This window comes from Sphingomonas kyeonggiensis, from assembly GCF_014196745.1.
In the GTDB taxonomy this organism is placed as follows: Bacteria; Pseudomonadota; Alphaproteobacteria; order Sphingomonadales; family Sphingomonadaceae; genus Sphingomonas; species Sphingomonas kyeonggiensis.
This window is the reverse complement of sequence record NZ_JACIEH010000002.1, coordinates 453,733-477,563: the sequence shown is the minus strand read 5'-3', so window position 1 is coordinate 477,563 and position 23,831 is coordinate 453,733. Positions and strand designations below refer to the sequence as shown.

Here is a 23,831-nt window from a genome sequence, read left to right as displayed (position 1 = left end):
CAGGGGCCGTATCCAACTTCGTATCATCGATCGGTTCGTCAGATTTCTGCGCACTCTGCCGTCCGGCGGGGTGTCTCGTCACGTCCGCATGCCGTCGGGGAGTAAGCTTACCATGATCACGAACGCGAAGCCGGGCCGCAAGATCAACCATGCCGCCTCTGGCCGCCGCCGCAAGCTGCTCGCCGGCGCGGGCGGCGCCGCGCTGGCGCTCTCCCTTCTCCTTCCCTCGGCGGCCTGGGCCAATGATTATGTGGTGAACAGCGAGGCCGAGCTGCAGGCGGCGCTCACCACGATCGCCGGCAATGCGGATACCGCCCCCCGCATCGTGCTGGGTTCCAGCTTCAGCGTATCGACCGCCACCTTCACCCTGCCGAACAAGGCCGTTACGATCGATACGCAGGGATTCGTACTGACCGGCCCGACGACCGGCCAGGGCACGCTCATCGCAGGCCCGTCGGGCACCAACACCCTGGTCCTGACCGGCAATTTCGGCGGCAATACCGGCGTGACCGCGGGAACCTTGTCGCTGACCGGCACGGGCACCGTCACCAGCACCGCGACGATCCGCGGGAGCTCGATGAGCAGCGCCGGTCAGGATCCAGGCATCGCCCTCAGCCTGAACGGCACCGGCACCTTCGTGAACAACGGCACCATCGCGGCCGGCGATTCGATCTCCTATGCGCTTACCCCGACGGGCGGGAATGCGGGCGTGGCCGTGTCGATCAACAGCGGCGGCACGCTGATCAACAACAGCCTGATCCAGGGTTCGAACGGCCAAAGTGGCAGCGACGGCTTCGCAATCTATTCGCGCAATCTCACGGCGACCGCGTCCATCGTCAACAACGGCACGATCCGCGGTGGGTCGAACAGCGATCCGGCCTTCACCGGCGGCGCGGCGATCCGGGGCATCGGCTCCCAGCTTCTTACCGTGACCAACACGGGCACACTGGAGGGCGGCAACGGCGCCGCGGCGATCCAGAGCTTCAACCAGGCCTGGTCGATCAAGATCATCAACACGGGTACGATCCGGGCCGGCGCGGGCAGCACCGACGCGATCCGCATGGACACGAACGGCGGCACCCGACTGTATCTCGAGCTGTGGGCAACCTCGAACATCGAGGGGAACGTGACCGCGAGCGTGAGCGGCACCGAAGTCCTGGGGTTCGGCGGCCCGGACGATGCGAGCTTCGACATCTCGCAGGTCTCGCCCACGGGCAAGTATCGCAACTTCGATACCAGCGACAAATTCGAGAAGAACGGCACCAGCACCTGGACGCTGACCGGCACCAACGCGATGCTGATGGACTGGACCATCAACCAGGGCACGCTGCGGGTCGGCGATGGCGGTGCGGCGAGCGTGGCGTTCCGCCAGGTGGCCAACAACGGCGTCCTCGTCTTCGACAGCAGCATCGCCAATACCGTAACCAGCTTCATCACCGGTACCGGATCGATCCTCCAGAGCGGATCGGGCACGACGACGCTGGTCGCGAACACCAACAGCTATAGCGGCGGCACGACGATCACCGGCGGCAAGCTGTCGGTGGGTTCGAACGGCGCGCTAGGCGACGTAGCCGGCGCACTCACGATCAATGGCGGCACGCTGCAGTGGACCGGCGCGAGCGGCGGCCTGGCCCGCACGGTCAACTGGGGCGCGAACGGCGGCGGCTTCGAGATCACCACTGCCGGCAGCAACCTGACCATAGGAGGGCCGCTGCTGGGCGGCGGCGCGCTGGTCAAGTCGGGTGCAGGCGTACTCACCCTGGCGGGCGACAACACCTACACCGGCGTCACGACGATCGCTTCGGGAACGCTGAACATCGGCAATGGCGGCACCACCGGTTCGGTCCTGGGCGATATCGTCAACAACAGCACGCTGGGGTTCAACCGCACGGATGCCTATGCCTATGCCGGCGCGATCACCGGCACCGGTGGCGTGTCCAAGGCGAACACCGGGACGCTCACGCTCACCGGCCAGAACAACTATGGCGCCGGGACGACCATCTCCGGTGGGCAGTTCCTCATCGCGGGCGGTGGAACGACCACTTCGGGTGGCGCGACATCGATCAACGTCAACACCGCCGCCCCGATCATGCTCGGCGTCGATGGGGCGGGCTCGGCCTTCAGCACCACCGCGATCACCGGCGTGGCGAACCTCAACCGGGCGCTAGCCGTCAGCGTCACCAATGGCGGGCATCTCACGACCACGACCGGCGACATCTCGCTACGTGCTTCGACCGTCTCGGCCGCCTCGACCAACACGGCGGAACTCATCGTCGATGGCGCAGGCTCGCGGGCAGATGTGGCGGGCGGGCTGGTGCTCGCCGGCAGCGGCATCACCAACGGCAAGCTCACGATCAGCGCCGGCGGCACGCTGCACACCGCAGGCGCCAGCACCATCGGCTTCGCGACCGGCAACACCCGCGGGACGCCGTCCGCCACGATCACCGGCGCGGGATCGAACTGGACCAGCACCAATTCGCTGGTGCTGAGCAACGGCGACTTCACCGTGCAGCAGGGCGGCGCGGCGAGCTTCTCCAGCGCCACCTTCGGCACGGTCTCGGCCGCGCTGCCGGCCAGGCTCACCGTCTCGGGGGCCAATTCGCACTTCGCCACCACCGGCGGCGACCTGACGATCGGCAGCGGCACCGGCACGGGTGAGCTCGTCCTGAGCGACGGCGCCTCGGTGGATGTCGCCGGCTATCTCGTGCTGGCCAACGGCGCCACGGCGACCGGCGTCCTCAGCATCGGCGGCGCGGAGGGCCAGGCCGCCACCGCCTCGGGCGCATTCACCGCGCCGTCGCTAATGCTGGGCAGCCCCACGTCGCGCATCAACTTCAACCACACCGACAGCAACTATCTGTTCGGCTCGGCGATCTTCGGCGCCGGCGCGATCAATCAGGTCGAGGGCACCACCAACCTCACCGGCAACAGCGGCGCCTTCTCCGGCACCGTCAACGTCACCAACAGCACCGGCAATGGCAGCACGCTGCGGGTCAACGGCACGCTCGGCAATGCGACGAGCCTGGTCAACGTCTCGAACGGCGGCAGGCTGGGCGGCGCCGGCACAATCGGCGGCAACGTGATCGTGACCGACGGCATTCTCGCCCCCGGCAACAGCCCGGGCACACTCACCATCGCCGGGAATCTAAGCCTCGGGAACAACTCGCTGCTCGATTACGAGTTCGGCCAGTCGAACACCGTCGGCGGCCCGCTCAACGACCTGATCGAGGTCGGCGGCAACCTGACCCTGGCCGGCACGATCGACGTGACCGTCACGCCCGGCGGCGATTTCGGACCCGGCGTCTACCGCGTGATCAGCTATGGCGGCTCGCTCACCAACAACGGCTTCGCGGTCGGCAACGTGCCGGCGGGCAGCATCCCGCAGATCCAGACCTCGGTCGCGGGCCAGGTCAACCTCGCCAACGTCGCACCGACCGATTTCAGCTTCTGGGACGGCAATGGCGCGCGGGGCGACAATGCGATCACCGGCGGCAGCGGCATCTGGCAAGCGGCCGGCGGCAACGACAACTGGGCGCTGTTCGACGGCTCGCTGAACAACGACTATGCCGCCGACACCTTCGCGATCTTCATGGCGACGGGCGGCACGGTTACGGTCGACACCAGCCTGGGCGCGGTCAACGCATCGGGCATGCAGTTCGCCACCGACGGCTACACGATCACCGGCGGCGCGATCGGGCTCACCGGATCGCAGTCGATCATCCGCGTCGGCGACGGCACCGCGGCGGGCGCGGGCTATACCGCGACGATCGCCTCGAACATCACCGGCGCGGGTGACCTGCTGAAGACCGATCTCGGCACGCTCGTGCTGACCGGCGCCAGCACCATCGCCGGCGACATTTATGTCCGCACGGGTGGGTTGCAGCTCTCCGGCGGTGGCACGCTCAGCAACGTCAACGGCCTGGTCGGCCCCTATGCCGGCGAGCGCGCGACCGTCACGATAACCGGTGCAGGCTCGACCTGGACCAACAGCGACACGCTGTCGGTGGGCTATGACGGCACCGGCACGCTGAACGTCACCAATGGCGGCACGGTGCTGAGCAACACCGGCGCGCTCGGCATCTCCGCCGGTGCGGTCGGCAATGCGCTGGTCAGCGGCATCGGCTCGTCCTGGCAGAGCACCGGGCGGATCTCGCTCGGCCAGGGCGGCACGGGCAATCTGCGCGTCGAAGCCGGCGGCACGATCTCCAGCCATGACAGCATCGTCGGCGATTCGAGCCAGGGCAATGCCGTGATCACCGGGGTCGGTTCGAGCTGGGCCGATACCGGGCAGCTGACTGTCGGCAGCTATGCCGCCGGAACCCTGCGCATCGAGGATGGCGCGAGCGTCACCAGCAATCAGGGCTATGTCGGCGCCGGTGCCGGCTCCAATGGCAGCGTCACGGTGACGGGTGCCGGCTCGAACTGGCTGGTATCGACCTCGAGCATCACCATCGGCAACAACGGCAGCGGTTCGCTCGCGATCGAGGCTGGCGCACGGGTTCGTTCCGAAGACGGAATCCTTATCGGCATGGCTGCGGGCTCCAGCGGAACGCTGACCCTGCAGGGCACCGCGGCAAATCGCGCGGTTCTGGAGACCTCCGGCATCCGCGCCGGCGACGGCACGGTGAACGTCACCCTGGACGGCGCACTGCTGCGCGCCACCGGCGACAGCAGCGCCTTCTTCGATGGCTTCGATGCGCGTGACGTCACGATCGGTGCCAACGGCGTCGCCATCGACACCGACAGCCACAATATCTTCGTCTCGCCGCGGTTCGTCGGCGCGGGCGGGCTGGTCAAGGATGGCGCGGGCGCGCTGGTCCTGAGCGGGGACAGCATCTACACCGGCGGCACGACGATCAACGCGGGCATCCTGCAGCTCGGCGCCGGCGGCACCACCGGCAGCGTCACCGGCGCCATCGCCAACAATGGCGAGCTGTGGTTCTCCCGGTCGGACAATGTGACCGCCGCGAACCCGATCTCGGGCAGCGGCTCGATCACCAAGTTCGGCGCCAACACGCTCACCCTCACCGGCACCAACAGCTATGCCGGCGCGACCAACGTCAATGGCGGCACGCTGCTGGTCAACGGCGATCAGTCGGCCGCGACCGGCCTCATCACCGTTGCGGCAGGCGCGACGCTGGGCGGCACCGGCATCCTCGGCGGCAGCGTCGACATGAGCGCCGGCGGCACGCTGGCGGCGGGCAGCAACGGCGTCGGCACGCTGACGATCAACGGCAACCTGGCGCTGGGCAGCGGCAGCCATCTCGCCTTCGATCTCGGCCAGGCCGGCGCGGTCGGCGGCGCGCTCAACGACCTGGTCAATGTCGGCGGCAATCTGACCCTAGACGGCACGATCGACGTGACGACCTCGCCAGGCGGCAGCTTCGACGTCGGCATCTACCGGGTGCTCAACTATGCGGGCGCGCTGACCAACAACGGCCTGACCATCGGCACCCAGCCGGCGGGCGCGGACACCTTCGTCCAGACCTCGGTCGCGGGCCAAGTGAACCTGGTCAATGTCGCCGGACTGACGCTGAACTTCTGGGACGGCGCGGCCGGTCCGAAGAATGACGGCGTGATCAACGGCGGCAACGGCGTGTGGCAGGCACGGACCGGCAACGACAACTGGACCGACCTGACCGGCGCGCTCAACGCGGGCTATTCGGACGGCACAATCGCCATCTTCACCGGCGCGGCCGGCGCGGTGACGGTCGACAACGGCCTGGGCGCAGTGACCGTGGCGGGCATCCAGTTCGCCAGCAACGGCTATGCGATCACCGGCGACGCCGTGACGCTCACCGGCGCGCAGGCGGTGATCCGGGTCGGCGACGGCACGACCGGCGGGGCGGGCTATACCGCGACGATCGGCAGCGTGCTGACCGGCGCGAGCCAACTGGCGAAGACCGATCTCGGCCGGCTCGTCCTCAGCGGCGCCAATAGCTACACCGGCGGTACCGCGATCAATGGCGGCGTGCTGCAGATCGCGAGCGACACCAATCTGGGCGCCGCGGCCGGCGGGCTGAGCTTCAACGGCGGCACCCTGGCGACCACCGCCGACATCGGCTCGGCGCGCGGCGTCACGCTCGCCGGACAGGGCGTGTTCGCTCCCGATGCGGGGACGACGCTGACGCTGACCGGCGCGATCACCGGCACCGGCAGCCTGGGCAAGACCGGCGCCGGCACGCTGGTGCTCGGCGGCACCGGCAGCTTCACCGGCGGCGCGCTGGTTTCGCAGGGCACGCTGTTGGTGAACGGCAACTATGCCGCGGCCACCGGCCTCACCACCGTCGCCACGGGCGGCACGCTGGGCGGCACCGGCACGATCGGCGGCAGCGTCGCGCTGAACGGCACGCTGGCGCCGGGCGCGGGCGGCGCAGGCACGCTGACGATCGCCGGCAACCTGAGCATCGCGCAGGGCGCCACGCTCAACTATGAGCTCGGCGCGGCGAACAGCGCGGGCGGCGGGCTCAACGACCTGGTCAATGTCGGCGGCAACCTGGTGCTCGACGGCACGATCAACGTGAGCCAGACGATCGGCGGCAATTTCGGCGCCGGCATCTACCGCGTGTTCAACTATGGCGGCACGCTCACCGACAACGGCCTCACCGTCGGCGCGGCGCCGGCGGGCAGCAACATCGGGGTCCAGACCTCGGTCGCGGGTCAGGTCAACCTGATCAACTATGCCAATCTCACGCTGAACTTCTGGGACGGCACCACCGCGCCGCGGCACAATGGCGCGGTCAATGGCGGCACCGGCACCTGGCAGAACGGCACCGGCAACGACAATTGGACGGACAGCTCGGGCATCCTGAACGCCGCCTATGCCGATGGCGCGTTCGCGGTGTTCGGCGGGACGGCGGGCACCGTCACGGTCGACAACGGCCTTGGCCAGGTCGCCGCCTCGGGCATGCAGTTCGCGGTCGGCGGCTATACCGTCACCGGCGGCGCGATCGCGCTCACCGGCGCCCAGGCGACGATCCGTGTCGGCGACGGCAGCACCGCGGGTGCCGGCTACACCGCCACGATCAACGCGGCGCTCACCGGCGCGAGCCAGCTGGTCAAGACCGATGCGGGCACGCTGATCCTCGGCGGCACCAACAGCTATACCGGTGGCACCCTGGTCACCGGCGGCACCGTGCAGATCGCGAGCGACGCCAATCTGGGCGCGGCTTCGGGCGGCGTCATGCTCGACGGCGGCACCCTCGCCACCAGCGCGACGCTGTCCAGCGCCCGCAACCTCGTCCTGCAGGGCGCCGGCACGCTCTCGACCGCGACCGGCACGACCTTTACCCTGGGGGGCCTGCTTTCGGGCGCGGGCAACCTCACCAAGGCGGGCACCGGCACGCTGGTGCTGAGCGGTGCCAATGCCGGCTATGCCGGCACCACCCGGGTGGCCGCCGGCACGCTGGCGGTGACGGGCACGCTGGGCGGCACGGTCAACGTCGATGCCGCCGGCCGTCTCGAAGGCACCGGCTCGGTGGGCACGGTCACCAACAGCGGCACGATCGCGCCGGGCCTCGCGGGGGTCGGCACGCTCGCCCTCACCGGCAACTATACCGGCGCGAACGGCACGCTCGAGATCGAAGCCGAGCTCGGCGGCGACGGTGCGCGCGCCGACCGGCTGGTCGTGGGCGGTTCGACGGCGGGCACCACGCGGGTCAAGGTGACCAACCTGGGCGGCACCGGCGCGCCCACGGTCGAGGGCATCAAGATCGTCGATGTCGCGGGCGCCTCGAACGGCGCGTTCACGCTCGACGGCGATTATGTCTTCGAGGGGGCTCCGGCACTAATCGCCGGCGCCTATGGCTACCGGCTCTACAAGAACGGCGTCGCCACGCCCAGCGATGGCGACTGGTATCTTCGCTCCGCGCTGCTGAGCCCGGTGGCCCCACCGGCCACCCCGCTCTACCAGCCGGGCGTGCCGGTCTATGAGGCCTATGGCCAGACGCTGGCCACGCTCAATGCGATCGGCACGATGCAGGAGCGCGTCGGCAATCGCCGATGGAACGCCGACAGCGACGGCATCTCGGGCATCTGGGGCCGGATGGAGAGCGCGCGGTCGCGTCCCAACGCCGTGCAATCGACCAGCCTCTCCGACGTGAATGTCGACAGCTGGAAGGTCGAGCTCGGCGTGGACCAGGCGGTCAGCACCCGCAGCGACGGCTCGACCCTCGTGGTCGGCGTGCTGGGCAGCTATGGCGAAGCACACGCGAACATCGCGTCGCCCTTCGGGAATGGCAGCATCAAGACGCGCGGCTATGGCGCGGGTGCGACGCTCAGCTGGTTCGGTCCGCAGGGCTTCTATGTCGACAGCCGGGCGCAGTTCACCTGGTTCGACAGCAAGCTGAAGTCGACCGTGCTCGGCAAGCTGGCCGATGGCAATCACGGCACCGGCCAGGCCTATAGCGTCGAGGTCGGCAAGCGCTCGCCGCTCTCGGGCACGCTGTCGGTGACGCCGCAGATCCAGATGGCCTATTCGACTATCGGGTTCGATCGCTTCACCGATCCGAACGGTGCCGAAGTCTCCTCGCGCCTGGGCGACAGCCTGAAGACGCGCTGGGGCATCTCGCTCGATCGCCAGGATGCCGGCAGCCACCTCTACGGGGTGGTCAACCTCAGCTATGAGTGGCTGGACGGCACGGTCACCCAGGTCTCGGGCACGCCGATCGCGCGGAGCAACGAGCGGCTCTGGGGTGAGCTCGGGCTGGGCGGCAGCGTGCAGCTCGGCCGCATCACGCTCTACAGCCAGGTCTCGGCCGACACCGCGCTCCGCGACTTCGGCAAGAGCTACAGCCTGAAGGGCACCGGCGGCCTGCGACTCGCCTTCTGATCCGGCATGGCCGGCCGCCCTTCGGGGTGGCCGGCCGCTGCTCGCGTTCCCTACTTGGCATCGGCGCTGCGCCGGTCCACACATTACAAAATGATGGATTCTCCCAATCTGGCCCGATCTTCCTGTCGGGTTTCCGCCTCCCGCACGTCTAGCTAGCGGAGAAGGCCGTGCGGGACCTTGCGAACATGCTCGCCAAGGCAAAGCGCGCGGTCGTGCGGCGCGGCATCGCCGAACAGGATGCAGACGAGCTGGTGCAGGAGGCGTTTCTTCGGATCGAGCGCTACGAGCGCGACCAGACCGCCCGCTCGCGCGAGGCGCTGCTGGTGACGGCTGCGGTCAATCTCTCGATCGATCGCCGCCGCCGCGACGCGCGCGCGCCCTTCGCCGACGTCAGCGATCTTGCCAACATCGCCGACTCGACACCGAACCCGGCACAGATCATGGAGCAGCAAAGGCGTCTCGAGCACGCCAAGGCCGGTCTGGAAACACTGCCGGAACGAACCCGTCGCATATTGCTGCGGCGGCGTCTCGAGGGAAGCAGCTACGCCGAAATCGCGGCGGACGAGGGGATGAGTGTGGCGGCGGTGGAGAAGCAGGTGGCGCGTGCGACGCTCCAGCTGATGCAATGGATGGACGGGTGGTGAGCCAGTCCAGCTCCCGCGCCTCGGCCGAAGCAGCCGCCTGGCTCGCACGCCTGCAAGGCGATGCGCGCACTGCGGAGCGCGAAGCGGCCTTCAAGGACTGGCTGCGCGCCGATCCCGTCAACCAGAGGGCGTTCGAACGCGCCACCGACATCTGGGCCGACCTGCCCGGCGCTGCGGCGCTGATCGAGGAACGCCCGGCGCCGAGACCCCTGCCCTTGCGGCCCGCGTGGCGGCGCCTGCCCGTTCACCAACTGGCGCTCGCCGCCTCGCTGGTCCTGGCGATCGGGATCGGTACCTTCTTCTGGCTGTCCCAGCCTTCCGCCTATTCCACCACCATAGGCGAGCAGAAGGTCGCAACGCTCGAGGACGGCAGCCGCATTGCGCTCAATACGGACAGCAGCGTCGAGGTCCGCTACAACGCCGCCCAGCGGCTGGTCGAGCTCGACCGCGGCGAAGCGATGTTCGAAGTGGCGCACAACAGCGCCCGCCCCTTCATCGTGCGCGCCGGCGACAAGCAGATCCGCGCGGTCGGCACCAGCTTCGTGGTGCGCAACGAGCGCGGCGAAGTCGTGGTGACTTTGCTCCAGGGCAAGGTTGCGGTGACCGACATCCGGCCCGCCGCCGCCAAGCCGGCGCCGACCTATCTCACCCCCGGCGACCGGCTGCGCGCGCCGGTCGACGGGCCCGCGCGGATCGACGCGCAGGCGGCCGATGCCGCCACCGCCTGGCGCCGCGGCCAGGCGATGTTCGCGGACACGCCGCTGGGCGACGCCGTGACCGAAATGAACCGCTATGGCGGCCCACGCCTGATCGTCGACGATCCGCGTCTGGCCGGGCTGCGCGTGTCCGGCGTCTTTGCCACCAACGACACCGGCGAATTCGCCCGCGCTGTCGCCGCGCTCCACGGCCTGCGCATCGAGCAGAATGGGCAGACTATGCACATCGTGCGCTGATTTCGCGCGCAGTGACATTTTTGTTTCTTTGCCATGTCGGTTTCGCAACGCAGCATCGTCTAGACCCATGAGGGAGCAAGCGAAGGGGTCGCGCTCCCGGGGGGAAAGCAATGCCGTCCAAACTCACGCTAGCCATGCTCGCAGTCAGCAGCTGCGCCTTCGTTGTCCCGGTCGCCCAGGCGCAGACGCGCTACAGCTTCGACATGCCGGCCCAGCCGCTCGAAGCGGCGCTCCGCTCGGTCGCCACGCGGACCTCGACCAACATCATCTTCGACGGCCCGGCACTCCGCAGCCGCACCGCGCCGACGTTGCACGGCGAGTTCACCGCGCGCGACGCCTTTCTCGCACTGCTCCAGGGCTCGGGGCTGTCGCTCAACGTCACCCAGGGCGGATCCTACATCGTCGTGGCCCCCGCCCCGCAGAGCCGCACCAGCGGCGACAAGGGATCGATCTCCGGGCACCTGACCCGCGACCAGGGCGGCCGTGCCCTGGCCGGGGCCCTGGTCCGCATCGTCGAGACAGACCAGACGACCACCGCCGACAAGAACGGCGACTTCAACTTTCCCAGCATCGCGCCCGGCCAGTACACCGTGGAAATCTCGTTCCTTGGCTTCGAGACGCGCTCGCAGCCGGTGGTGGTCGGGTCGGGAAACGCATCGACCCTCGACCTCGCCTTGAACGAGGGCGCTGAAGAGGGTGTTCCGATCGTCGTCTACGGCACCCGCAGTGCTCGCGCCAACGCGCTGAACCTGCAGCGCGCGGCCGAGAACAACACCGAAGTCGTCTCCGCCGACGATCTCGGCAACTTCACCGGCACCACCTTTTCGGATGCGCTGCGCCGCACCGCCGGCGTCTCGTTCCAGCGCGACAGCGTGACCGGCGACGGCACCAACGTGATCGTCCGCGGCCTCGATCCGGACATGAACAACGTCAAGCTCAACGGCCTGCAGCTGCCGGTGGGCAACGGCACCGGCCGCTCGGCCGACCTCAGCAACCTGCTCGCGGACTCGGTCGGCAAGATCACGATCAGCAAGAGCCTGCTGCCCAGCCAGGACAGCGCCGGCACCGGCGGCCTGATCGAGATCGAGACGCTGTCGCCGCTCAACCGGCCGCATCGCTATGCCAGCTTCCAGATCGAAGGCGGGCTGAGCGGAAAGGACTTCAGCAAGGACGTGCTGGTCTCCGGCACCGTCGCCGGACGCTTCGGCGCGCAGGACAATTTCGGCCTGAGCGCCTCGGTCCAGTTCCGCCGCAACTCGGTGCGCAACGTATCGTACAACACGGTGACCAAGTTCGGCGCGTTCCTGCCCAACGCCGCCAACGGCACGCCGACGCTGACCGCGCCGGACGCGGTGAATCCGCATGCCACCTTCCCGTTCGTGCCGGGCGATGACGGCGCCTATGTCACCCAGCTGGAGACGAGCTTCAACCATGTGAAGCAGTCGACCCTGGCGGCAACGGTATCGGCCGAGTGGAACATCGCCGACCACACCAACTGGAAGTTCGATTTCCAGCATGCCGAGGTCAATCGCACCTATTATTCGATGACCGACATCTTCACCGCCTCGAGCAAATATTCGGACGTTCCGGGCGGCCAGGCGGTCTCGGCGCTGCATCTCGACCTGACGCCGGGCAATGCCGCCCTCGCCCGCGAGCAGGCGTACAGCTATGATCCGGACGGGAAGACGACAACCGACACCTACAGCTTCTCGGGCAAGAGCACCGCGGGCAAGCTGACCTTCACCTATCTCGCGGGCTATGCCCATGGCGGCGAGAAGCACGGCCGCAACACCACGCTGGACCTGCGGGTGGCGGGCATCGATGCCACCGCCGCCTATTTCCAGCCCGGCGCGACCGATGCCACGCTCGGCTATATCGTCACGCCCTTCGCTCGGCGCAGCGGCGATGCGATCCCGATCCCGCTCCTCAGCACCGCCGGCTGGGCGCTGATCAACGATGCCTCGCGCTACACCATCCAGAACGGCACCGGCGGCATCGACACCACCACTGGCAGCAACAACCGCTACACCGGCGAGGCCAGCCTGCGCTGGGACATGGACTGGGGCTTCCTGAAGTACGTCCAGATCGGCGGGCGCTTCGAGCGGGCCGAGTTCAAGAGCAACCTTGCGCGCACCCAGTTCTCCGGCAACGCGTCGATCGCCGCGCTGGGCCTGCCCTTCACGCCCACCGATCTCAGCCGGGTGGGCGTCACCGGCGCCAACTTCACGGCGATGAGCGAAAGCACGCTGATCCGCTTCCTCGACAATCTGGGCAAGTATCCGCAGGTGGGCCTGTCCGTGCTTCCGCTCGCCGTCGGCCAGGACAAGCAGGGTACCCGCGAGGACAATTACGCGGCCTATGTCCAGAGCCGCCTGCAGTTCGGCAAGCTCGAGATCATCGGCGGCGTGCGCTACAACCGCACCGACCTGACCGCCTCGAACCTGAGCTTCCCGACCTATATCGGCCCGATCCTGCCGGCGAATGGCGGCGGCTTCGGCAGCGATCTGGTCTTCCAGAACCAGTTCACCCGGCTGGTGACCGAGACGGCCAAGTCCGAGGACTTCCTGCCGCGCGTGCTGTTCAACTTTCGCCAGAACGACAACCTGATCTTCCGCGGCGGCTATTTCCTCTCGGTCGCCCGTCCGCAGATCACCAACCTGTCGCGCGAGACCCGGATCAGCTTCATCAACATCCCGATCCCGGGCCCGAACGGCGTGCAGCCGATCCTGCAGATCAATTCGGGCAACCCGAACCTGAAGCAGGCGACGACGCACAATTTCGACCTGAGCGCCGAATATTACCACAAGATCGGCATCATCAAGATCGGCGGCTTCTACAAGCGGATCAACAATCTGCTCCAGGCCAACCAGACCAATGGCCCGGCCAACCTGGCCAACCTGACGCTGCCCAACAGCCCCTATTTCCAGGGCCTGCCCTATTTCGATCCGGCGCATCCGGAGAATTACTTCATCAACGGCGGATCGCCGATCAACAGCCCGCATCCCGCCACCATCTGGGGCGTGGAAGGCCGGTTCGAGCGGCAGTTCGATTTCCTGCCGGGCGCGCTGAGCGGCCTCGGCATCATCGCCAACTATACCTACACCAAGAGCAGCCGCTGGCAGCAGTACAGCTGGGCCTATGCCCCGGCGAACCAGAGCAGCATCTACGAATTCTCGGGCCTGCCGTTCAACCAGCAGCCCAAGCATTCGGGCACCGTCGCGCTGACCTACCAGAAGTACGGCTTCGACGGCACGCTGGCCTATAGCTTCCAGTCGAAGACGCTGGACAATTTCTACCCGCGCGGCCTCTCGGTCTACAATCAGGACGTCCAGACGCTCGACCTGCGCGGCGAGTACTACATCGACAAGGGCCGGAAATACCGGGTCTATGTCGAGGGTTCGGACCTGCTCAAGGGCACCGAGAAGCCCGACGTCCAGCAGCTGATCCAGGGCATCTATACCCGCGCCACCTATCTGGGCGGCCGCAAGTTCAAGATCGGCGCCGCCGCGATCTTCTGACGACTGCACGCTCCTGCCGGCTCCCTCGTGCGCGGGGAGCCGGCTCTTTTCTGTTCGAGGATATCCCCATGAAGGCCACCAGGTTGCTCCTTGCCGCGGCGAGCTTCGCCATCGCCGCCGCGCTGCCCGCCAGCGCGCAGGAGCTCGTTCCGTACAAGCAGTTCACGCTTCCCAACGGCCTGCGCGTCGTGGTGCACGAGGACCACAACACGCCCAAGGTGGCGGTCGCGGTCTGGTATCACGTCGGCTCGATGAACGAGCCCACCGGCAAGTCGGGCTTCGCGCATCTGTTCGAGCACCTGATGTTCAACGGCTCCGAGCATCACGACAAGGAATACATGCCGCCGCTCCAGGAGATCGGCGTCTCGGGCGTCAACGGCGCCACCTCGCTCGACCAGACCTATTATTACGAGATCGTCCCCACCGGCGGGCTCGAGCGCGTGCTGTGGCTGGAATCGGACCGCATGGGCTATCTCGCCGGCGCGATCACCCAGGCCAAGCTCGATGAGCAGCGCAAGGTCGTCCAGAACGAGAAGCGCACCCGCGAGAACACGCCCTATGCGCTGATGGACCAGCGCGAGGCGGCGGCGCTGTTCCCGATCGGCCACCCTTATCACCACCCGACCATCGGCTCGATGGAGGACCTGAACGCCGCGTCGCTCGACGACGTGAAGGGTTGGTTCGCCCAATATTACGGCGCGACCAACGCCGTGGTCACGCTCTCGGGCGACGTCACGCTCGATCAGGCCAAGACGCTGATGGAAAAGTATTTCGGCAGCGTCCCGGCCGGCGAGCCGGTCAGCCGCACCACCGCCTGGGTCCCCACGCTCGATCGCGACAAGAGCGAAGTGATGCAGGACACCGTGCCGCAGCTCGCCATCGCGTGGAACTGGGCGGTCCCCGGCAACCGTGCGCCCGAGGCGCAGGCGCTGCAGCTCGCGGCCCAGGCGCTCGGCCGCGGCAAGACCTCGCGGCTCTACCAGGCGCTGGTGCAGGAGAAGCAGCTCGCCACCTATGCCTCGGCCAGCTACGCCGGCTATGCAGCCGCGGGCATCTTCTCGATCGACGTCCGCCTGAAGCCCGGCGTCGACCGCACCGAGGCCGAGGCGGTGGTGAAGCAGGTGCTGGCGGAGTTCCTCGCCAAGGGCCCGGCGCCCACCGAACTCGCCCGCGTCAAGGCGAGCGGCTCGGCCGACAATGCCCGTGCGATGGAATCGATCTACGTCAAGGCGATGGCGCTCTCCAGCGGCGCGATGTTCGCCGACAATCCCGGCCAGTACGCGGTGGACGACAAGCACTTCCAGGCGCTGACCGCCGCCGAAGTGCGCACCACCGCGAGCGCCTGGCTGGGCAAGCCGAACTACAAGCTCACCGTGCTGCCCTTCGGCAACCCCAAGGCGATCGCGGACGGCGCCGACCGCACCAAGCTGCCGCCGCTCGGGCCGTCGCCCGCGCTCAAGCTGCCGGCGGTGCAGGAAGCCAGGCTCTCCAACGGCATCCGCGTCATCCTCGCCGAGCGGCCGGGCACGCCCACCATCGACATGACGATGGTATTCGATGCCGGCCAGGCCGCCGAGCAGCACATGAAGCGCGGCGTGGGCGGCTTCACGCTCGGGCTGATGGACGAAGGCACGGTGACGCTCACCGGCCAGCAGCTCGCCGAGCGCCAGGCGCTGCTGGGCGCGCGCATCTATTCGACCAGCGACGTCGACACGACCGACTTCATGGCATCGGCCATGGCCAAGTCGCTGCCCGAGACGGTGGCGCTCTGGGCCGATTACATCCGCAACCCCGCCTTCCGGCCCGCCGACTTGGAACGCGATCGCCAGCAGCATCTCTCGGGCCTGTCGCAGTCGCTGGTCGATTCCGACCAGATCGCCCAGCGCACCTTCACCAACCTGCTCTATGGTCCGGACCATGCCTATGGCGCGGCGCTCGCCGGTCGCGCGGAGACGCTCAAGTCGATCACCCGCGAGGACCTGGTCGCCTTCCACGACAGCTGGATCCGGCCCGACAACGCGGTGATCTATGCGGCGGGCAACACCGACATCGCCACGCTCACCGCCGCGCTGGAGAAGGGTTTCGGCAGCTGGAAGGCGCCGGCCCGCGCCAAGGGCAGCAAGGCGATCGATGCCGTCCCGGCGGCGACCGCGCCGCGCATCGTGCTGGTCGACAAGCCGGGCGCGATCCAGTCGGTGATCCGCGTCGGCGAGATCCTGCCCGACGGCAGCGATCCGCGCTATTTCGAGATCGGCGCGATGAACGACGTGCTCGGCGGCAACTTCACCGCACGGCTCAACATGAACCTGCGCGAGGCCAAGGGCTGGACCTATGGCGCCAATTCCTATGTCGCCGAGGCACGCGGACCGCAGGCGTTCGGCGTGGCGACCAGCGTCCAGACCGACAAGACCGCCGAGGCGCTGGGCGAGATCGACAAGGAAATCCGCGGCATCCACGGCGACAAGCCGGCGACCCAGGCGGAGCTCGACCTGCTGAGCAAGGGCGAGGTGCTGTCCCTGCCCGGCCGGTTCGAGACGAACAACGCGATGGTCGGCTATCTCCAATATGTGAACCGCTTCGGCCGTCCGTACGACTGGATCACCACCATGCCGGCGAAGTACGCCGCGCTGCGCACCGACGCGATCACCGCCAGCGCCCAGCTGCTCCATCCGGATGCGATGACCTGGGTGATCGTCGGCGATCTTTCGAAGATCGAGGCGAAGGTCCGCGCGCTCAAGCTCGGCACGGTCGAGATCTGGGACGCGGAGGGCCGCAAGCTGCGCTGAGCAGCTGCATAGCCTGAAAAAATGGCCGCGCTCCCGGGATGGAGCGCGGCCGAGAACCTGAGCCGGGGGGAGGGGATACTCCTTGCTCGGGGGGTGACGAAACCGGGAGAGCGGCAACCGGTCCGTCAGCACACGCACAATTCCTATCAAAAAGGTATGTTTTAGAAAACAACTTCGGCTATGGGACGCTAAAGCTCATCTCTCGCGCGTTCGGGCGGGGGGCCGCTATCCCGGCGGTTTGCCCTCCTGCCCCGACTCCCCTACCGGAATGCCATGATCGATCCCGCCCCGCTCGCCGAGCATCCTGCCTGCTTCCAACCGCCCTGTGCGGCACGGGGGTGCGACGCATGATCCGGCTCGAGAATGTCCACAAGGCCTTTGCCAGCGGCCATGCTGCCCTGGGGGGCGTCGATCTGGAAGTCGCGCGCGGCGAGGTGTTCGGCATCATCGGCCGCTCGGGCGCGGGCAAGTCGACACTGGTGCGGCTGCTCAACGGGCTCGAGCGCCCCAGCACCGGCACGGTCTCGATCGACGGCACCAACGTGAGCAGCCTGTCGGGCGAGGGCCTGCGGACGCTGCGCCGGCGGGTGGGGATGATCTTCCAGAATTTCGGGCTGCTGAGTTCGCGCACCGTGTTCGACAATGTCGCGCTGCCGCTGCGGATCGCCGGCGCCGACAAGGCGCGGATCGCCGAACGCGTGCCCGAACTGCTCGCCCGGGTCGGGCTGATCGATCATGGCGGCAAATATCCCGCCCAGCTTTCGGGCGGCCAGAAGCAGCGCGTCGGCATCGCCCGCGCGCTCGCTACGGGTCCGGATATCCTGCTCTGCGACGAGGCGACCAGCGCGCTCGATCCGGAGACGACCCGCAGCATCCTGACGCTGATCGCCGATCTCAACCGCGAACTGGGCCTGACCATCGTGCTGATCACCCACGAGATGGAAGTCGTCCGCCAAGTCTGCGACCGCGTCGCCGTGCTCCATGCCGGGCGCGTGGTGGAGACGGGCAGCGTCGCGCAGGTCTTCCTCGATCCCAAGGCGGCGGAAACCCGAGCGATGCTCGACGAAGGCAGCGACCATGCCGCGCCGATCGCGTTCGACGGACCGATCATCCGGCTCACCCTGCGCGGCGACGCGATCCTGCAGCCCGTGCTGACCCGCATCGCCCGCGAGACCGGTACCGACTTCGCGATCCTCGACGGGCGGATCGGACGGTTCAAGGATGCTAGCTTCGGCCAGCTGACCCTGGGCCTGACCGGCGGCGACACCGCGGCCGCGCTCGCCGCGCTCCGCCAGCATGGGGAGGTTTCCGAATGAGCGACTGGTTCGCCAATGTCGACTGGAGCGAGATCGCCCAGGCCAGCCTCGACACGCTGACCATGCTCGGCGGCTCGCTGTTGCTGACCATCCTGCTCGGCCTGCCGCTCGGCGTGCTGCTGTTCCTCACCAGCCCGGGCCAGGTGTGGCAGAACCGCGCGGTGAGCGGGGTACTGGCGCTGGCGGTCAACCTGCTGCGCTCGGTGCCGTTCATCATCCTGCTGATCGTGATGATCCCGCTGACCGTGCTGCTGGTCGGCACCTCGCTTGGCGTGGCCGGCGCGATCCCGCCGCTGGTAGTCGGCGCCGCACCCTTCTTCGCCCGGCTGGTCGAAAGCGCGCTGCGCGAAGTCGACCGCAACACGATCGAGGCGGTGCAGGCGATGGGCGCCACCACGCGCGACCTGGTGTTCCGCGCGCTGCTGCCCGAGGCGCTGCCCGGGATCATCGCAGCGGCCACGGTCACCGCCATCGCGCTCGTCTCGTTCACAGCGATGGCGGGTGCGGTCGGTGCGGGCGGGCTGGGCGACCTTGCCATCCGCTTCGGCTATCAGCGTTTCCAGACCGATGTGATGCTGGTCACCGTCGTGCTGCTGCTCGTCCTCGTCCAGTTTCTCCAGATGGCGGGCGACCGCCTCGTCCGCCACTTCACGCGCCGATAGGAATGAACATGCAACGCCGCCTGCTCCTCACAGCCCTCGCCGCCTTCGCGCTTGCCAGCTGCGGCAAGACGGCAAAGACCGACGATCCCAATACGCTGGTCGTCGCGGCTACTGCCGTGCCGCATGCCGAGATCCTGGAGTTCGTGAAGCCCGTACTGGCCAAGCAGGGCCTGAAGCTCGATGTCCGGGTGTTCAACGACTATGTCCAGCCCAACGTCCAGGTCGAGGAAGGGCGGATCCCGGTCAGCTATTTCGAGACCAAGCCGTATCTGGACGAGTACAACCGCGCCAAGGGCAGCCATCTGGTGGCCATCGCCGGCGTGCACGTCGAGCCGTTCGGCGCCTATTCGCGCAAGTGGAAGTCGCTCGCCGAGCTGCCCGACGGCGCGACGGTGGCCATCCCCAACGAGCCGAGCAATGGCGGCCGTGCGCTGCAGCTGCTCGCCAAGGCCGGGCTGATCACCCTGCTCGATCCCAAGAGCATCACCGCCACGCCCAAGGACATCGTCGAGAACCGCAAGAACCTGAAGTTCCGCGAGATCGAGGCGGCGACGCTGCCGCGCGTGATCGACCAGGTCGACCTGGCGATGATCAACACCAACTACGCGCTCGATGCCAAGCTGAACCCGACCCGCGACGCGCTGGCGATCGAGGACAAGGACAGCCCCTATGTGAACTTCGTGGTGGGCCTGGAGAGCGCGAAGAGCGATCCGCGCGTGCAGAAGCTGGTGGCGGCGCTGCGCAGCCCCGAGGTGAAGGCCTTCATCGCGCGCAAATATGACGGCGCGGTGCTCCCGGCCTTCTGAGCACCGTAAGAAGGGCGCGGCGATGACCGCGCCCTTCGCATTTCAGGTTATTCGACGAACGGCTCCACCGCCTTGCGGTGCGCCCGCAGAAAGGCATCGGCGACCAGGCGCAGCGGCGCGGTGTCGACATCGCGCGTGCCGGCGCGAACCAGCTCGGCGAAGCGGGCATAGAGGCCCGGATACTCGCGATCCTCGGCCACTTGTGGCGCGGCGCCCGGCAGGGTGAGGACAGCCCCGCCCTTTTCGAGCTTGAGCGTGCCCGCATCGGTCTCGACGCTGATGTCCCAGCTCTGCGGGCCGGTCTGGCGCCAGTCCAGGTCCATCGTCACCGGCACACCGGCCGCGTCACGGAACTTCAGGTCGGCCGCGATCGGCGCCTCGCGATTGGCGGGCAGCGAGAGCGTGCCGTCGACCAGGAAGAAGGGCGGCAGGATCGCCGTCGCGATCGACAGCGCATTGATGCCCGGATCGAACACGCCGAGCCCGCCCGGCGCCCAGATCCAGTCCTGGCCGGGATGCCAGACGCGCACGTCCTCACGCCACACGATCGCGGCGCTCAGGATCTTGCGGCCGGCGAGCCAGGCCCGGGCCGGGGCGACGCCGGCGGCATAGCGCGAATGCCAGCTGGCGAAGAGCGTCACCCCCGCCTCCACCGCCTGCGCCTCGAGCAGCGCGACTTCGGCGAGCGTGGCGCCGGGCGGCTTTTCGAGGAAGACGTGCTTGCCCGCCGCGATCGCCGCGGATGCCAGGTCGTAGCGGACCTGGGGCGGCGTGCAGAGCGCCACGGCATCGACCGGGGTATCGCTGGCGAGCAGCTCGGCGAGCGTGCGGTAATGGGGCAGATCGCCCACCCCTTCCCCGCGCGAGCTCACCGTGGCGGCGAGCGTGAAATTGTCGTCACCGGCGATCGACGGAAGATGCTGGTCATGGGCGATCTTGCCCATGCCCACGATCGCAACACGAATCGGCGCCGTCATCAGAGTGCCTTCACTTCCACGACAGCGGCGTCGGCACGGACCAGCGCGTTGCGCAGCGGCAGCGTGAACGGTGCGGCCTCGATCTCGAACACGTCACCCGGCTCGGTGCGGACGCCGTCCGAGAAGGACAGCGTCGCGGTGCCGAAGAAATGGACGTGGATGTCGCCCGGGCGGCGGAAATTGGCGTATTTGAAATGGTGATGCTCGAGATTGGCGAGCGTGTGCGACATGTTCTCCTCGCCCGACAGGAACGGCTTCTCCCAGATCACCGCGCCGTCGCGCAGGATGCGGCTGGCACCGCGCACGTCGGTCGGCGCATCCCCGACCAGCAGCTCGGCGCCGAGCGAGGCCTGGCGCAGCTTGCTGTGCGCGAGCCACAGATAATTGTGCCGCTCGGTCACATGGTCGCTGAATTCGTTGGCGAGGCACAGGCCGAGCCGGTGCGGGGTACCGTCCGGGCCGATCAGGTAGATGCCGGCCAGTTCGGGCTCCTCGCCGCCATCCTGGGCGAAGTCCGGCATGGTCAGCTGGCCACCGGGGCCGACGAGCTGTGAGCCGTCGCCCTTGTAGAACCATTCCGGCTGCTGGCCGACCTGGCCCGCGGCAGGCTTGCCGCCCTCGACGCCTTCGAGGAACATCCGCATCGAATCGGTCTGCTTCTCGGCCGCGGCAGCCTCGCGGTGCATCTTGTCGCGCCCCTCGGCCGAGCCGAGATGGGTGAGGCCGGTGCCGGTCATCACCAGATGTGCGGAATCCTCGTGATCGATCGGCGCCAGCAAGCGACCGGCGGCGAGTTCGGCGGCGAGATCGACCTCCGCGCCTTCGCCGCGTGCTGCCACTGCCTCGGCCAGCGTCTGCCCCTTCGCGATCGCATCGAGCGCCAGCTCGCGCACGCTCGTCACGCCCGGAACCAGAGTCGCCCGATCATCCCGCGCCGCGATCACCGACCGCACGCCTTCCGAATCACGATGCTGCAACAGGCGAAAACGCATAACCTCTCCTTGATGAACCCATAGTGGCAGGCTTTACCGAGCCGGCCTGACTCGATTATTAGTCGGACATATTCCAGCCGCGCTCCAGAGGCAATCTTTCGTTCCGCTTGTTCGTTGCGGCTGTTAAGGATGGGCGGGAGAGGACAAATCACGATAGCCCGGATGCAGGACGAAGCGCAGGACAACGAAGGCGAAAAGCCCAAGCGCGGCACCGGCCGGCGCCTGCACGGCGCGATTGCCCACAAGCTCGGCTCCGCGATCGTGTCCGGCGAATATGCGCCTGGCGACAAGCTCGAAGCCGAGGTGACCTTCTCCGAAGCGCTCAACGTCTCGCGCAGCGCCTATCGCGAGGCAGTGCAGGTGCTCGCCGCCAAAGGGCTGGTCGAGAGCCGCACTAAGGCGGGCACGCGCGTGCTGCCGCGCAGCCGCTGGAACCTGCTCGATCCCGATGTTCTCGCCTGGGCCTTCACCGGCGAGCCCGACATCGAGTTCATCCGCAACCTGTTCGAGCTGCGCGCCATCGTCGAGCCCGCCGCCGCCCGGCTCGCCGCCGAACGGCGCACCAAGGACGACCTGAAGGTCATGAAGACGGCACTGGCCGAGATGCGCCAGAAGACGCTGGCCACCGATGCCGGGCGCTCGGCCGACCGCGACTTCCACAATGCGATCCTGCAGGCGACCGGCAACGACGCGCTGATCGTGCTGAGCGCCAGCATCGGTGCGGCGGTATCGTGGACCACCCAGTTCAAGCAGCGCTCGCGCACCCTGCCTCGCAACCCGATCCCCGACCATGTCCGCGTCTATGACGCGATCGCGGCGGGCGATGGCGATGCCGCGAGCGAGGCGATGCGCCTGCTCGTCGATCTCGCCCTGGAAGACACCCGCAGCTCGATGGGCTGAATCGAAAACGCCCCGCCGTTTCCGGCGGGGCGCTTCGTTTTACCCGGCGTCTGGATCAGGCTGCGTGCTGATCCGGCAGCGCGTTGGTCGGCTTGGCGCCCCATAGCGCGTAGAACAGCACATAGACTTCGCACAGCGCGGTCAGCAGGAAGGACAGCTGCAGGCCATATTGGTCCGCGAGCCAGCCCTGCACCACCACCAGCGCGCCGCCGGCGATCGCCATGATCAGCAGGCCCGAACCTTCCTCGGTGAGCGGGCCGAGGCCGCGGATGCCGAGCGTGAAGATGGTGGGGAACATGATCGAGTGGAACAGGCCCACCAGGATCAGCGACCACATCGCCACTTCGCCATGCGCGAAGACCGTGACGAGCATCACCACGAACGCACCGATCGAGCAGCCCGCCAGCACCGTCTCCGCCCGGATGCGCTGCATCAGCGCCGAACCGACGAAGCGGCCGACCATCATCCCGCCCCACAGGAAGGTGAGGTACTTGCCGGCCTGCTCATGCGTCAGGTTGGCGATATCGGGCTGGCTGACGAAGTTCACGAACAGGTTGGCGACGCCGATCTCGGCGATCAGGTAGATGAAGATCGCCGGCACGCCGAACACCAGGTTGCGGTGCTTCCACAGCGAATGCTTCTTGCGCTCCTCGCGCGAGACGCGGCTGGTCGCCGATCCGATCGCCGGCAGCGGGAAGCGCGCGATCACGATCGCGAGCACGATCAGCACCACGGCGACCAGGCCGTAGGGCAGGATCACCGACTGGGCGTCGGCAAGCCGCTCGGCATGGGTCAGTACCACGCCGGATTCGGCGGTGCCGCCCTTGGAGCGGCCGAGGATGAGATAGGCGCCGAAGGCAGGGGCAAGCATCGTGCCCGCCGAGTTCATCGCCTGGACCAGGTTGAGTCGCGACGAGGCAGTCTCCGGCTTGCCGACCACCGCGACATAGGGATTGGCGGCGACCTGGAGCAGGGTGATGCCGCTGGCGATCACGAACAGCATCGCCAGCGTGACGCCATAGGAGGGAATGCTCGCCGCCAGCATCATGCCCAGCGATCCGGCCGCCATGATCAACAGCCCGATCACCAGCGACTTCTGGTAGCCGATCCGCTCGATCAGCTTGGCCGAGGGGATCGAGGCGACGAAATAGGCGATGAACCACACGCTCTCGATCAGCGTGGTCTGGGTGTAGCTGAGCTCGAACACGCTGCGCAGGTGGGGCAGCAGCGTGTTGTTGATGACGGTGATGAAGCCCCACATGAAGAAGAGGCTGGCGAGCAGCGATAGCGCTGGGCCATAGCCGCCGGCCTGCCGGCCCGACTGGGTGCCCACTGCCGGGGCTGCGTTGATGGGCGCTGGCATTTTTCGGATCTTCTCCTGTGTGGATCATCTGGTTCGAGGACTCGCATATGCGACTTCGAGCCAGCTTGCGCTTCTATTTTTTGT

The 23,831-nt window shown here is 67.8% G+C and carries 12 protein-coding genes; 9 read left to right on the top strand and 3 right to left on the bottom strand.

The window, feature by feature from the left end:
- Nucleotides 1-112: 112 nt before the first annotated feature.
- The 8 genes from GGR46_RS11320 (at nucleotide 113) to GGR46_RS11285 (ending at nucleotide 19,515) form a co-directional block, all read left to right on the top strand.
- Nucleotides 113-8,830, top strand: a complete 8,718-nt coding sequence (locus tag GGR46_RS11320) for an autotransporter outer membrane beta-barrel domain-containing protein (RefSeq protein ID WP_183997733.1) — start codon at nucleotides 113-115, stop codon at nucleotides 8,828-8,830.
- 185 nt (nucleotides 8,831-9,015) lie between these two features.
- Nucleotides 9,016-9,474: an RNA polymerase sigma factor gene (locus GGR46_RS11315; RefSeq protein WP_183997731.1), complete on the top strand. Its 459-nt coding sequence runs from the start codon at nucleotides 9,016-9,018 to the stop codon at nucleotides 9,472-9,474.
- A complete protein-coding gene (locus tag GGR46_RS11310; protein ID WP_183997729.1) occupies nucleotides 9,471-10,427 on the top strand; it encodes a FecR domain-containing protein in 957 nt (318 codons plus the stop codon). Before GGR46_RS11315 ends, GGR46_RS11310 begins: the two co-directional genes overlap by 4 nt.
- Before the next feature lie 110 nt (nucleotides 10,428-10,537).
- Nucleotides 10,538-13,945, top strand: a complete 3,408-nt coding sequence (locus GGR46_RS11305) for a TonB-dependent receptor (RefSeq protein WP_183997727.1) — start codon at nucleotides 10,538-10,540, stop codon at nucleotides 13,943-13,945.
- 68 nt (nucleotides 13,946-14,013) lie between these two features.
- Nucleotides 14,014-16,731, top strand: a complete 2,718-nt coding sequence (locus tag GGR46_RS11300; protein ID WP_183997725.1) for a M16 family metallopeptidase — start codon at nucleotides 14,014-14,016, stop codon at nucleotides 16,729-16,731.
- A gap of 347 nt (nucleotides 16,732-17,078) precedes the next feature.
- Nucleotides 17,079-18,047 (top strand): methionine ABC transporter ATP-binding protein, encoded by a 969-nt coding sequence (locus GGR46_RS11295; RefSeq protein ID WP_183997723.1) that lies wholly within the window; start codon nucleotides 17,079-17,081, stop codon nucleotides 18,045-18,047.
- A complete protein-coding gene (locus GGR46_RS11290; RefSeq protein WP_183997721.1) occupies nucleotides 18,044-18,709 on the top strand; it encodes a methionine ABC transporter permease in 666 nt (221 codons plus the stop codon). The genes GGR46_RS11295 and GGR46_RS11290 overlap by 4 nt, the downstream gene beginning before the upstream one ends.
- An 8-nt stretch (nucleotides 18,710-18,717) precedes the next feature.
- Complete coding sequence (locus GGR46_RS11285; protein WP_183997719.1) at nucleotides 18,718-19,515, top strand: MetQ/NlpA family ABC transporter substrate-binding protein; 798 nt, start codon at nucleotides 18,718-18,720, stop codon at nucleotides 19,513-19,515.
- Nucleotides 19,516-19,562: 47 nt separating this feature from the next.
- On the opposite strand, the gene GGR46_RS11280 is transcribed toward GGR46_RS11285, so the two are convergent.
- Both GGR46_RS11280 and araD1 read right to left on the bottom strand, forming a co-directional pair.
- Nucleotides 19,563-20,492, bottom strand: coding sequence for a Gfo/Idh/MocA family protein (locus GGR46_RS11280; protein WP_183997717.1), 930 nt, complete (start codon nucleotides 20,490-20,492; stop codon nucleotides 19,563-19,565).
- Nucleotides 20,492-21,484: an AraD1 family protein gene (gene araD1, locus GGR46_RS11275; RefSeq protein ID WP_183997715.1), complete on the bottom strand. Its 993-nt coding sequence runs from the start codon at nucleotides 21,482-21,484 to the stop codon at nucleotides 20,492-20,494. Before araD1 ends, GGR46_RS11280 begins: the two co-directional genes overlap by 1 nt.
- Before the next feature lie 162 nt (nucleotides 21,485-21,646).
- Here araD1 and GGR46_RS11270 point away from each other — a divergent pair, with 162 nt between their 5' ends.
- A complete protein-coding gene (locus GGR46_RS11270; RefSeq protein WP_183997713.1) occupies nucleotides 21,647-22,384 on the top strand; it encodes a FadR/GntR family transcriptional regulator in 738 nt (245 codons plus the stop codon).
- A 55-nt stretch (nucleotides 22,385-22,439) separates the two neighbouring features.
- Here the strand turns inward: GGR46_RS11270 and GGR46_RS11265 are convergent, their stop codons facing one another.
- Nucleotides 22,440-23,747: a sugar MFS transporter gene (locus tag GGR46_RS11265; protein ID WP_183997711.1), complete on the bottom strand. Its 1,308-nt coding sequence runs from the start codon at nucleotides 23,745-23,747 to the stop codon at nucleotides 22,440-22,442.
- Between the last annotated feature and the right edge of the window lie 84 nt (nucleotides 23,748-23,831).

Excerpts from the sequence above, each read along its gene's own strand:
- GGR46_RS11320 (WP_183997733.1), top strand. The coding sequence starts at position 113 with ATGATCACGAACGCGAAGCCGGGCCGCAAGATCAACCATGCCGCCTCT.
- GGR46_RS11315 (WP_183997731.1), top strand. The coding sequence starts at position 9,016 with ATGCTCGCCAAGGCAAAGCGCGCGGTCGTGCGGCGCGGCATCGCCGAA.
- GGR46_RS11305 (WP_183997727.1), top strand. The coding sequence starts at position 10,538 with ATGCCGTCCAAACTCACGCTAGCCATGCTCGCAGTCAGCAGCTGCGCC.
- GGR46_RS11300 (WP_183997725.1), top strand. The coding sequence starts at position 14,014 with ATGAAGGCCACCAGGTTGCTCCTTGCCGCGGCGAGCTTCGCCATCGCC.
- GGR46_RS11295 (WP_183997723.1), top strand. The coding sequence starts at position 17,079 with ATGATCCGGCTCGAGAATGTCCACAAGGCCTTTGCCAGCGGCCATGCT.
- GGR46_RS11290 (WP_183997721.1), top strand. The coding sequence starts at position 18,044 with ATGAGCGACTGGTTCGCCAATGTCGACTGGAGCGAGATCGCCCAGGCC.
- GGR46_RS11285 (WP_183997719.1), top strand. The coding sequence starts at position 18,718 with ATGCAACGCCGCCTGCTCCTCACAGCCCTCGCCGCCTTCGCGCTTGCC.
- GGR46_RS11280 (WP_183997717.1), bottom strand. The coding sequence starts at position 20,492 with ATGACGGCGCCGATTCGTGTTGCGATCGTGGGCATGGGCAAGATCGCC.
- araD1 (WP_183997715.1), bottom strand. The coding sequence starts at position 21,484 with ATGCGTTTTCGCCTGTTGCAGCATCGTGATTCGGAAGGCGTGCGGTCG.
- GGR46_RS11270 (WP_183997713.1), top strand. The coding sequence starts at position 21,647 with ATGCAGGACGAAGCGCAGGACAACGAAGGCGAAAAGCCCAAGCGCGGC.
- GGR46_RS11265 (WP_183997711.1), bottom strand. The coding sequence starts at position 23,747 with ATGCCAGCGCCCATCAACGCAGCCCCGGCAGTGGGCACCCAGTCGGGC.